We start from the raw sequence: 12,565 nt of genomic DNA, 5'->3' as shown, positions 1-12,565 counted from the left end.
GTAATTTGGCTCTTTTCCTGTTACACAGTCTTCACACGAAATGCTTATTTAAAGTCCCTGATTCTCTGAATCAAATCCATGTACTCCGTGCCGTATTTCTCGTAAAGAGGTTCCACTGCCTTTTCCCAATTCTCGATATCCTGGATTTCTATAAATTCCACACCGGCCTTTTCCAGCTCAACTATATATTCATCCATGCGCTTCCGTGTCTCCTCATGGAAGAAATCAGTTGCCTCTCTCGCCGCCTGTTTCACAATATCCTGCTGCTCCGAAGACAGCTTGTCCCAGGTCAGTTTTGAAACAAATATCACGGACGGCTCAGATGAATCATTGGGACTTAGAGAACAATATTTTGCAACCTCATAAAACTTATCATTGTAATAGCCTTTGATCGGATTCTCTGCACCATCCACAACGCCTGTCTGCAGTGCGCTGTAAACCTCACTGGTAGAGATGGGAGTTGGGCTGGCTCCAAGGGCATTGAACATATCTATGTAAAGCTCATTATTCTGTACCCTGATCTTCAGCCCTTTTAAATCATCCAGTGTCGCCACCTTCTTGCTGACTGTAAAAACATTGCGGGAAGTCGGGACAAAATACGTCAGTCCAACCACACCGGCCTGAGAATCTGTAATGGACTGGAGCAGCTCATCACCGATCTCCCCCTGCAGGACTTCCAGCTCTGTTTCATAATCTTTAAAAAGATAGGGCAGGCTGGTTATCCGGAGCACCGGGTTATTGCCTGCGTCCGCCAGGAACGGCATCTGCATCCTTCCGAAATCAATGGCGCCCATTTTTACGCCCTGCATCACATCATTGTTGCTCCCCAGCTGACCACCGGGATAAACCTGGATCTCTACTTCCCCATTCGTCCTTTCCTGCACCAGTTCAGCCATCTTCTTGATCGCCACAATCATTTCATCATTTTCACTGGGCTGATCTGCGAACCGGAGGACGATCTTCTGACCGCTGCCCTTTTCCTTTGCTTCAGATGCCGCTGCCTCCGTTTTATCCGTTTCCTTATTGCCGCTCTCCTGCGCTGCCGTCCCCGCCGTTGTATCAGGCGTTTTCTGCTCTGTGCTTCCTCCATTTTTTCCAGAACATCCTGACAATACGGCCCCTACAACCGCCAGAGAAAGCATCCATGCTGCAAACCTGCTTTTTTTCATATTTCCGACCCTCCTGCTAAGAAATTGTTAAGACTGATTCTGTTTTTATTATAGAGAGGATCTGTCCCAAATTCTTGTAATATTTTGTTTATTCCGGCAATATTTTGTTATCTACTTTTTTCTTGACACGCTTTCTGAAAATTCTCTCGGACTAAGCCCGGTCATCTTTTTAAATACCTTACTAAAATACCCACTGTCCTGATAACCGACAGAAAATGCAACATCTGTGATGGAATATGTCCCGGTCATCAACATCGTTTTCGCACATTCCACCCTAAGGTTCGTCAGATATTCCACGAAACTGGCTCCCATCGTTTTAGGAAACATCTTGCTCAAATGATATGGACTCATCCGAAAGTGCTCCGCCACCCCGTTAAGCGATAACTCCTCGCGAAAATGAGCCTTCAAATAATCAGCTACCATAAGAACCAGCTTGTCTTCTTTCCTTGCCTTCTGCTCCCGCACAGTCCTCAGTATTTCCTCGAGAAGTTCTGAAGTCACCTGCTGCAGCATATTAAAATTCCTGATCACCTGTACCCGCTCGCGAAAATCCTGTATCCGCTCAAATTTTAACTCGCGGTTAAAAAACTGCATGACATCCCTTGTAAGCAGCATATACAAAAAGTACACGCTGCTTTTTCCATTTTCCAGCCCATCCTTCTGGAATTGGAATTCCTGGCTAAATATCACCGCCTCTTTCCGGCAGTCCAGTACTTTGCCTGACAGAGCGGCATCCATCCAGACGGTCTCATACCGGTACAGAATCGCGCGGAGCGGTTCCTTTTCATGCCTTTGTGCCTTTCCTGCCTCTATTTTGTCCTTCGCCTGCCGGTATGCCTCCAGCACCATTCCCGCATCCTCATAAACCTCGCTGACCTCACATCGGCAGAACCCATCGGAAATATTCAAGAATCTGTGAAGGATCTGATCGCGGAAATGCTGCCGCCGGATAAGCTTTTCTGAGTACACCAAAAATGTCCATTCATTCCTCTGCCCGGTTCCCGCATAACGGCAGCCTCCTTCCCGAAATATCTCTCCAATATCGGAAACCATGTCCTCGGTTATGTCAGCTTCCGGCTCCTGACAAACGATACAGCAAAAGTAGCTTTTCATGGTAATTCTCTGCAGGCCAATATAATCGATGAAATATTCAGCTGCATCCTTCCTTGAAAATATCACAGATGTCATCAATTCTTCTATGAGCACTTTATCATATTGGCTTAACTGCGCCTTCACAAAAAGCAGGTGCTCCTGCTCCTCTTTCTCTTTCTTTACCTGTTCTGCCAGCGCAGACACCTTTTCTATAAGCTGTTCATCACTCCCAGGCTTCACAAAATAATCATCTACACCAATACGGATTGCCATTTTTGCATACTCGAATTCACTGAAAGCCGTCAGGATCAGTATCCGCACATCAGGTAACCGGCTCCGGATCTGCTTCGCTGCCTCAAGCCCATTCAGTTTAGGCATTTCAATATCCAGGATCAAAATATCAGGCCGGCAGCTTCTGCCTCCAGCACTGCTTCCTCACCGTCAGCACAGGATGCTGTTACAAAAATATCCTGTGCTTCCAAGCCTCCGATCAGATGCGTTAAGTATTTTCTTTCAATTGCCTCATCTTCCGCTATCAAAACCTTGATCACAGTACCTGCTCCTCTCTATGCTTTGGTATTCTTATTCTGATATCTGCCCCCTGCCCCTTTACACTGGATATCAGAAAGACATCTGGTCTGGAAAACTGCAGCTGAAGCCTCTTTTTCACATTCATAAGCCCGATTCTGTCTGTATCTCCCTGCTCCAATTTCTCCAGCAGCTCCTGATCAAATCCACTTCCATTATCCGACACATATATTTCTACACATGTCTCCTTTTCTGATACAGATATCCGGACAGTTCCTCCATCTCTTCTGTCTTTCAAGCCATGAAGAATGGAATTTTCCACCAGCGGCTGCAGGATAATCGGAGGCGCCATAAGCGTATCTGCACAGTCGATCTGATAGCATGTCACAAAATCAATCCTGTCCTGGTATCTCAGCCTTTGGATATATAAATATGCCTCCAGATTATCCAGTTCATCCTGCAAAGGTATAAGTGGCGATTTTATAGAAATACTGCTCCTTAGAATCCGGGCAGTTGACTGGATCAGCTCCACCGCTGTCTGATTTTCTTTCATCTGTACAGTCCTCATAATCAAATTCAATGTATTAAACAAAAAATGGGGGTTAATCTGCATCTGAAGCATTTTTAGTCCTGCCTCTTTCAGCATACTGCGGTTTTTTTCATTCCTCAGCTGTTCTTCCTGGAGCTGAAGTTCAATCTGGTTCTTATTTCTCATTTCGATAATATAATTATTGATTTCGCTTTTCATGAAATTCAGCGCTTTTATCACCATGTTAAACTCCCGGTACCGCCCTGCATCCATATCCGCAGCATCCCATTCATGCCGGGATAAATGACCCGTGTAGTCGGAAACCGAATTCAAAAACTTCCATATACGCTGACTGACCACCGCCATATAGATCAGGCTGGCGAATACTACACAAACCATCACCAGGTTGATTCTCAACTCCAGAACCTTATACTGTTCCATGCTGTGATTAAATGCAGCATAACTATAATTTAAATATTCTGCCATCAACAAGCTGGTATATTTTTTCAATTCATCCGAAATAGTGCGAAGGTAAGTTCCACTGTAATAATGCATCTGCGAACTTATCTCCTCCTTCTGGTACTCCTCCAGGCATTCCAGATAATGGCCATTCACCTGGCTTAATATCCGGGAATACGCAAGATAATCATCGGTTGGATTCTCACACATCTTACTAATATCTGTGAGAATTTCCCCAATCTCATTATTTAAACGGTACATGTCCGCTTTTTCTTCACTCTCCGGATACAAATAGGGTTGAACCTGATTCTGTCTCTCCGGAATCAAAAGTGAAAGCCTGCTTATTTTTAAATTATTATCTGTAATAGCCTCCATTTGATCACTGATGTTATTTCTGCTGATAGAAAGACCGCAGTATACCGCAATAGAAATTAGAATTACCACCACATAAGTCTTTAAAAGATCCCGTTTCAATGAATATTGTCCTTTTTTATATCCCATACCAAGCCACCTACTCCCAATTATGGTACCCTTTCGCATTTCATTATAACTTATCTGGGGTATTTTTCAAATAAAATAGAACATTCCAAAAAATGGGATTCTATCCTGCATCATGTTAAACAGACGCATACGAAAAAGGAGTCCCACAAATTGGAACTCCTCTTTAACCGATTTAAAAGCTATGCTCTTTTCTCTATATCCTACTTCTTATTTTTTCCAGGTGCTGTTTTTCCACCGGGCCTTTTTGTAGTTTTTCCTGCAGCCTTCTCCACAGCTTCTTTCGCCGGTTTGTTCGCTGCCGCCTTGTTCGCCGCAGCCTCAGACGGCGCTTTTACCAAAGTTTTTACAGCTTCCTTTGCTAGAGCTTTTGCTGCCGTTTTTACAGCCTCCGTCACAGGTGCTTTTGCTGCCGTTTTTACAGCCTCCTTTGCAGGTGCCTTTGCCGCTGTTTTTGCAGTTTCCTCCGCTGGAGTTTTTTCCGCTGTTTCTACTGCTTCCTTGGCTGGAGTTTTTTCCGCCGTTTTTACAGCTTCCTTCGCTGGAGTTTTTTCCGCCGTTTTTACAGCTTCCTTGGCTGGAGTTTTTTCCGCCGTTTTTACAGCTTCCTTCGCTGGAGTTTTTTCCGCTGTTTCTACAGCTTCCTTCGCAGGTGCCTTTGTCGTCGTTTCTACAGCTTCTTTTGCAGGTGTCTTTTCTACCGATTTTGCAGCCTTCTTCTCAGATGCCTTTTCTATCGTTTTTGCAGCTTCCTTTGCAGGTGTCTTCGCCACCTTTTTTATAGCCTCCCCAGACGGCGCTTTTTCCGCTGTTTTTACAGCTTCCTTTACAGAAGTTTTGGCTGCCGTTTTTACAGCCTCTTTTGCAGGCGCCTTTGCTGCCGCCTTCTTCGCTGGCGCTTTCACAGCCTTCTTTTTCGGTTCCGGCATCGGTGTACAGGTAAACGCCGTCACGGACATCGGCGGTACGTCGATCACAAGCGAATTGTCCCGCCCGTCCCACTCTTCCTGTTTGCTGGTCTTGGCACGCGGATTGCCTTTTCCGCTGCCGCCGTACGCAGACGCATCACTGTTAAATACTTCTTTGTATTTGCCATAGAACGGTACACCTACCTGATATTTCTCATGCACAACAGGAGCAAAGTTACAAACAAACAAAAGCGTCTCTTCCGGTCTGTCTGTTTTTCTCAGGAACACAAGGATATTTTCGTTGCCCGAAGTACAGTTGATCCACTCAAAACCCTCCGGCTGGAAATCCCGCTCATACAGGGCCGGATGTGACCGGTAGAACGTATTAAGCGCTTTTACATACTCCTGCATGTTTTTGTGTACCGGATACTCCAGGATATTCCATGGCAGCTCCTCATTCTCGTTCCACTCGGATACCTGCGCAAACTCCTGTCCCATAAACAACAGCTTCTTGCCTGGGTGGGCATACATAAATGCATAGGCAGCCCGCAGGTTGTCCGACTTGGCCTCATAGGTCTCACCCGGCATCTTGCACAGCATGGAGGCCTTGCCGTGCACCACCTCGTCATGGGAGAATACCAGCACAAAGTCCTCGCTATATGCATAAAGCATGCTAAAGGTCAGCTCCCCATAATGGTGGCTGCGGAAATAGGGGTCATACTGCATATATCCGGTAAAATCGTTCATCCAGCCCATGTTCCACTTGTAGTCAAAACCAAGCCCGCCTTCTTTTACACTGCTGGTGATCTGCGGCCAGGCCGTAGATTCCTCCGCGATCAGAACCGCTCCCTTTACCCGCTTTTTAAATACAGAATTCAAATGCTTTAAAAACTCCACAGCTTCCAGATTCTCATGCCCGCCGTAAATATTGGCAACCCACTCGCCATCGTTCTTGCCGTAATCCAGGTACAGCATGGAAGCCACCGCATCCATCCGGATTCCGTCCGCATGATACTGCTCCGCCCAGAAGAGCGCGTTGGAGATCAGGAAATTTGTCACCTGCGGACGCCCATAATTGTAGATCAGCGTTCCCCAATGCGGATGTGAGCCCTGACGAGGATCCTTGTGCTCATATACACAGGTCCCGTCAAAGCACGCCAGGCCATATGCATCACGGGGGAAGTGGGCCGGTACCCAGTCCAGGATCACGCCGATCCCCTGTTCATGCATATAGTTCATAAAATACATGAAATCATCCGGCGTACCATATCTGCTGGTAGGCGCATAATACCCAGTCACCTGATATCCCCAGGAAGCGTCCAGCGGATGCTCCATCACCGGCATCAACTCCACATGGGTATATCCCATATCCTTCACATAATCCGCCAGCTTCGGGGCAATCTCTCTGTAGTTATAGAACTCAGAGCCAATGATCTCCTCACCGGCTTCGTCCTTTTCAATAGGCTTGCGCATCCAGGAACCAAGATGCAGCTCGTAGATGGACATCGGCTGAAGCTTTGTATTGGCCTTCTCCCGTCCTTCCATCCACGCACCGTCATTCCAGCCAAACCCGCCGATGTCCCAAACTACCGACGCGTTATTCGGGCGCAGCTCTGCAAAATTCCCGTAGGGATCGGCCTTTAGCATCGGCTCTCCCCTCTGGTTCTTTATCTCGTATTTGTAAATCTCACCAACTTCCAGACCCGGGATAAACAGTTCAAATATACCGGAATCCCCCTGCCGCTTCATCTGATGGCGTCTGCCGTCCCACAGGTTAAAATTGCCCACAACGCTGACGCGCATGGCGCACGGCGCCCACACTGAAAAATACACGCCGGATACGCCGGACAGCCTCATGGGATGCGCTCCCATCTTCCGGTACACATCATAATAAATACCGGCTTCAAACTTCTTTAAATCCGTTTCGCTGTACAGCGATGCGTACGCGTAGGGATCATGGATCTCCTCGGTGATCCCGGTGTCATAGGTCACTAACAGCGTGTACTCCGCCATACTCTTGCGCGGCACTAAAACTGCATAGAACCCGTCATCATCCTGCTGTTCCATGGGATATTTCCTCCCATTGGCCAGCTTCACAGAAATGCTCACCGCTGTTGGGATAAATGCCTGGATCAGCAGGCCCTCCTTCACCAGATGCGGGCCAAGAAGCTGCTCAGGGTTGGCTGATTCGGAATAAACGATCTCCTCGATGCCTGCCCAGTCCATTAAGTCATATAATACCTTATCCATAGGAAATCCCCCTTGTTTGTATATGATATTCGACAAAATTCCAGACTTTTCTCAATTTCCGGCATTTTATTCTGACTTTTATTATACCTGATTTTCTTATAGTTTTCTACCTTTTGAGAAAAGAAACTTGGAATTTTAAGTGGACAAACAACATCATTTCCTCGCAGCAGGATCTCACTTTTATTTTTCATAGCCGGCAGATGTCACTTTCCATACTCCACCGATTTGTTCCACCTCCATGCTGAGATAAGTAAAGCTGTCCGTCTCCCCCTCCGCCAGGAACCCACAGGAGGCAAATGCCTTTTGCTCCGGCTCCTTTTCATCCCTGGTATAAGTCAGCTGTACGCCTTTCCCAGGCGCTGTCTGCATAAGATTTTCCAGCTCTGCTTCCTGCATGGCACTATAGCTGCGCGCAGTATCCATATCCCCGCTCAGACAGGCTTCTGAAAAAGCCCTTACCGTTTTCCCGAACTGCCAGCTGTCCAGCTCCGTCACGCTCCAGCCCCCTGCATTGTCCTTTCCCGTTACCACCTCTTTTATGGCAATATCCGGAAATGTCCCCGGTTCAAACTGATACAGCAGGTTTATAGCCCTGCCGTCCTGGCTTCCAAAAAACGGCAGGTGCAGCGGCTGACCTGTGGACTCCCCTTCCAACCGGAGGCCGACAAAGTTCTGGTTATAAAACTGCTGTGCCTCCTCTGCATTTTTTCCACTCATCAGGATCCACACTGCATTGGAATACACCTGGATCTTTTCGATGACTGCCCCCGTATCGTGCTGACCGGGAAGCAACTCCCGAAATGCACTTATCTCCACCGGATTTTCATCCTTCGCCGCATATTGATACGCCACACTCCTTTCTCCCTCCGCCAGCTCAATCCGGTAAAAAGGCGCGCCCTGCATATTCCAGAAACTCACCCGGAATGCATATCCATCCGATGCATTGGCAGAATAACCAAATCCCATGTCCATCCCTTCTGAGCGTATCGTCCCTGCTTCATCAGCATAAGCTGTCACACGAATTTCCCCGCCTTCCGCCTCATTCCTGAGAGATATATTTACTGGCAGGGCCTCCCCGGTAACTTCATCCCTGCGCTGTAATATCAGTTCATAATAATTGCCGTACCGGGACTCACTTAATAAAACAAGCTCATCCCCGTCTCCGAATCCCCTGATCTTCACAGCGGCAGGCTCCTCCGGGGCCAGGCTATGTTCTGAACCTCCGGAAAATGTACATGCCACCAGCACCGCTGTTACAGCAGCCACCAGGATACACATCATCCCTGTTGTTTTGGGATGCTTCACAAGGAGCTGTATGCGCTCCCTGACAGTTGCTTTTCCGGCTGCCATCGTAGTGGCGATCGAAAACAGCCCCTGCCCCTGGTCCCGCGCTGCGATCAGATCCACCAAAGTCTTCCCATAAGCAAAACGCTCCGCTTCCCCCAGCAGACCGACCGCAGCCTCGTCGCAGGATATTTCACAATCCCGGCGCGACAGCACAGCCGCCAGCCACACAAACGGATTCAGCCAGTAGAAGCACAAAAGTCCGCAGCGAACCATCCCCCACAGCTTGTCCGAATGCAGCACATGCCCCATTTCATGTGCAAGAGCGTGCCTCGTCTTTTCCTCGTCTTCCGCAATAAATGCCGGAAGATAAATGGCTTCTTCATGTCTGTTGCCGACAAAACAGGGCGAAAACAATCCCTCCGCCACATAAACCGGCCGGTTAACAAATACAGGTATTTTCCCCTGGTAGGGTTTTCTCACACTCCGCAGCTTCTTCTGGAACCGCAGGTTAACCCAAAACATATATCCGAAAAGGATCATACTGCCCAAGACCCAGATCACCATGATCCAAAGCTGCCAGTCAATACCCGCCGCTTTCTGTATGGCATTTGCCGCAAAGTCTCCAGATAATTCTTCTGGCCCAAACTGATACACACGCCCGGATACCACATTGTCCGCCAATGGTTCCAGTACGGTTCCCGCTATCACCTGCCCGCGCACAGCCTCTGCCGCATTCATCACGCTGAACCGGCTCTTCCACGCTGCGAAAAGCATCTGAAGAGGGTAAATCCACGGCACTGTCAATCTGATCGCCACCAGTCCCCACATGCCATATCTTAGATGAGGACTGATCCGTCCCCGCAGCAAGAAAGAGAGCAGGCTGACCGCCACAATCAGTACTGAAGAGGATATCATAATCTCAATCATCCGCTCCCTCCTCTGCTTTTTTCAGGATTTCATACAGTTCTTCGATATCTTTCCTTGACAGTGACTTTGAGGATGCCATCGCATCCACCATAAGGCTTAAGCTTCCTTCATAAACACGTTCCAGGAACCCTCTCGTCTCCTGCAGGACGGCGTCCTCCCGCAATATGGCAGGATAAAACAGCTTTGCCCTTTCCCCATTTTCATGCCGTACTGCACGTTTGGCCTCCAGCCGGTTTAACATGGTGATGACCGTGTTCTTGCTCCAGCCGGTGTCTTCCTCCATCCGATGAGTCAGCTCCATGATCGTACATGGATTCCGCTCCCACAGGATGTTCATCAGCTTCCACTCGCTGTCTGACAATCTGACTTTGACTTTATTTCCCATGGTTTCCATCCTCCTTCTGTGATCTGCTGTACCACAGGCAGTTCATTATATAGACGTGATTTTAGTTCTACAAGTGTCTACCTCTTTCTAGTTTTAGATTATCAGATTGGTAGACATATGTCAACCCATATAATCTAAGGATGTCTGCATCAATTCTTCTCATTGGTTCATTTAGCAAATTCGCGGGCTATACGTTTCCTGTGAATCAAAAAAGCTTTGCTGCAGCTGCCTTTTATGTGCCGCCGTAACAAAGCTTTTTAAACTTATGTAAACCTAGTGTCCCATTTTCCTGTACGCCAGCATCAGATCCACCATCCGTCCATAGCTGCGGACTCCGTCAGCCTGGTCGTTCATCTTCAGGTAAGTATCATTCCACTGGTTCGCAGCTTCCGCAACGCGCCCCTCATAACGGTTCCAGAAAGCATTATTGGCCTGTAGATCCGTCTCTGCCCGGGCATCTAACTTCCCACGGAGTTCGCGGTAAGCTTCCGGGTCCACTCCGGCCAGCGCATTCCCCGCATAAACCCAGCCAGTCAGATAACCGCTGTAGCGGAACGCCTGGTCATCCGAAGCAATACATGCCAGATAACCGATAAAGTTTGCTTCATCCTCCCGCATAAATCCCTTCAAATGAGAAAGTTCATGACAGATTGTATGCGGAATATTATAGTCCGGCATATCTCCATTAAAATTCGCTTCAATCGTAAACGGCACATAGATACCACAAAGCTGCTGTACCGACAGGATATAAGAGCACGCCACCTCCTTTGGCTGCGGATAAAAACCTGACAGACACGGAAATTCCTCTGCGGCCTGTGCCATGGCTGCCAGCCCCGCCTGTTTCCATTCCCTTCGGTTCTCCCTGTAATGGGCCTCCGTCACATTCTCATTCACTTTTTCAACAAGAAATGTACAGAGCTCCGTCAGTTCCTCCTTTGTATAAGCGCCCGCCTCAATCCCCGCATAGTCTGAAAATGCAGCCGCATAATAATTGACCCCGCAGTTTGCAGTATAGAGAAAAAGCAGGCAGCCCACCAAAAGCACGGTCCGGCTGGCAAGCTTCTTCGGCTGCCGGATATTCCTGGCAAAATACACAACCGTCCCCACAATCAATGCATATAGGAATATTTCCACCACTGAGAATGGAAAAATCCCATAAAAACGCCCTATTGTCCCCACCAGCGCCGGATAGATATGATGCGCGTACCAGGTCGCAAATCCGTTAACCTGGCGGGCGCAAAGCTGAAGTGCCAGCGCCGCAGCCAGCAGCACGCCTCCGGCTGCGGCAAACTGTCTGTCTCTGTTTACCATAGCAAGCTGACTTCCTTTCCTACCAGCGCAGACTAATCACCGCTTAATCTTTCCAGTATTTCACAAAATATGCCTCCGCAGCATCTTCCTCCAAAGAAAACTTTGTCATTACCTTCGATAAGGTGTCATTGCGCGTAAGCCCCAACTCTCCACAGGTTTCTATCAATGCCCTGATCCCCTGCTCCAGAGCTTCAGCCTTGCCCTCCTCGCGGCCTTCTGCACGACCTTCCTCGCGGCCTTCTGCTCTGGCTTCTGCCTTCCAGTATGCTTTCTCTTCCCATTCCTGCATATATCTCACTCCAATCTCCTCGCTGGACTTAATTCTGCAGACCTGCTCATGAAGTTCTCTCACACGTTCGCTCTTACATTGGACAGCAACCTCCGCTGTCGTCTTTTCAAAATATTGCAAAAGCTCAACAAGCTCTTCTCCCACATCTTCCGGGTTGGTCCCCCTTGTGTTCAAAAAAATCCGGCGCGCCCCGTCATCTAAAGAAAGCTGTCTTGATTCATCACATCTCATCTGGAACGTGTAGCAATACTTTCCTTCCCCAAAGAGGTCGAACGGTGCAATGGTGATCAGAGTTGCCTCCGGCATACAATTAAAATCGATCTCACCTGGGGGCAGCAGCGAACTGTCGATCAGCGCCTGGTAAAACCTGCTTCTCCGGCGCAGATTGCCCGTATTCCTTTTTTGAACTTCCGTGTTATAAAAGCCTGCCTCGTCCATGGTAATCACATCCAAACGGATGGACCGGAGCCATGGCGCCGTGCGCAGTTCCTTTTCTGTCTGTGCCTGATCCAGAAGCTTGATATCCTTCTGCAGGATCATCTGAAGGATAAGCTGCATGATCCCTCTATCCTCCATCGCACAGGCAAATAAAAAGCGGTCCAACAGAGTTAATTCTGACAATGGTTTCATAATCGGTGCATTTGTATTATCCATACATGTTCTCCTTTTTATTATATATAACTTTTGAATCTACCGCAAGAATATTATCTCTTTCGTTACGCATTTACATCGAGACAATCATAAAACACCACCGCCCATCATTTCTCTTTTATCCGCATTCGGAAAACGGGAAGAATTATCCCCTGTGACTTTCGCTGCAAGAATTGCTGCGAGAATCGTATACCCAGATTATCACAAACATATTGGACTGTCAATATGCAAAACACTTGAGTTTTCGCAGCCAAAAATCATCTTCTGCGAAAGCTCAAGTGT

The 12,565-nt window shown here is 48.0% G+C and carries 9 protein-coding genes; all 9 read right to left on the bottom strand.

The window, feature by feature from the left end:
• Nucleotides 1–44: 44 nt before the first annotated feature.
• Nucleotides 45–1,169 carry a TRAP transporter substrate-binding protein gene (locus AB1I67_RS06970; protein ID WP_367029084.1) on the bottom strand — a complete coding sequence of 375 codons (1,125 nt, stop codon included), beginning with the start codon at nt 1,167–1,169 and terminating at the stop codon, nt 45–47.
• A 111-nt stretch (nt 1,170–1,280) separates the two neighbouring features.
• Complete coding sequence (locus AB1I67_RS06965) at nt 1,281–2,639, bottom strand: helix-turn-helix domain-containing protein (protein ID WP_367029083.1); 1,359 nt, start codon at nt 2,637–2,639, stop codon at nt 1,281–1,283.
• A 14-nt stretch (nt 2,640–2,653) separates the two neighbouring features.
• Nucleotides 2,654–2,812, bottom strand: coding sequence for a hypothetical protein (locus AB1I67_RS06960; RefSeq protein WP_367029082.1), 159 nt, complete (start codon nt 2,810–2,812; stop codon nt 2,654–2,656).
• Entirely contained in the window at nt 2,809–4,278 is a 1,470-nt protein-coding gene (locus AB1I67_RS06955; protein WP_367029081.1) for a histidine kinase, read from the bottom strand. Before AB1I67_RS06955 ends, AB1I67_RS06960 begins: the two co-directional genes overlap by 4 nt.
• Nucleotides 4,279–4,478: 200 nt before the next feature.
• A complete protein-coding gene (gene glgB, locus AB1I67_RS06950) occupies nt 4,479–7,433 on the bottom strand; it encodes a 1,4-alpha-glucan branching protein GlgB (RefSeq protein WP_367029080.1) in 2,955 nt (984 codons plus the stop codon).
• A 180-nt stretch (nt 7,434–7,613) separates the two neighbouring features.
• Entirely contained in the window at nt 7,614–9,647 is a 2,034-nt protein-coding gene (locus AB1I67_RS06945) for a M56 family metallopeptidase (RefSeq protein ID WP_367029079.1), read from the bottom strand.
• A complete protein-coding gene (locus tag AB1I67_RS06940) occupies nt 9,640–10,032 on the bottom strand; it encodes a BlaI/MecI/CopY family transcriptional regulator (protein ID WP_367029078.1) in 393 nt (130 codons plus the stop codon). The genes AB1I67_RS06945 and AB1I67_RS06940 overlap by 8 nt, the downstream gene beginning before the upstream one ends.
• Before the next feature lie 273 nt (nt 10,033–10,305).
• Entirely contained in the window at nt 10,306–11,343 is a 1,038-nt protein-coding gene (locus AB1I67_RS06935; RefSeq protein WP_367029077.1) for a DUF3810 domain-containing protein, read from the bottom strand.
• A gap of 43 nt (nt 11,344–11,386) precedes the next feature.
• Entirely contained in the window at nt 11,387–12,286 is a 900-nt protein-coding gene (locus tag AB1I67_RS06930) for an Rpn family recombination-promoting nuclease/putative transposase (RefSeq protein WP_367029076.1), read from the bottom strand.
• Between the last annotated feature and the right edge of the window lie 279 nt (nt 12,287–12,565).

Origin of the sequence: Clostridium sp. AN503 (genome assembly GCF_040719375.1) — a bacterium.
In the GTDB taxonomy this organism is placed as follows: domain Bacteria; phylum Bacillota; class Clostridia; order Lachnospirales; family Lachnospiraceae; genus Brotaphodocola.
The sequence above is the reverse complement of the archived record's forward strand: the minus strand, read 5'-3'. Positions and strand labels throughout refer to the sequence as shown.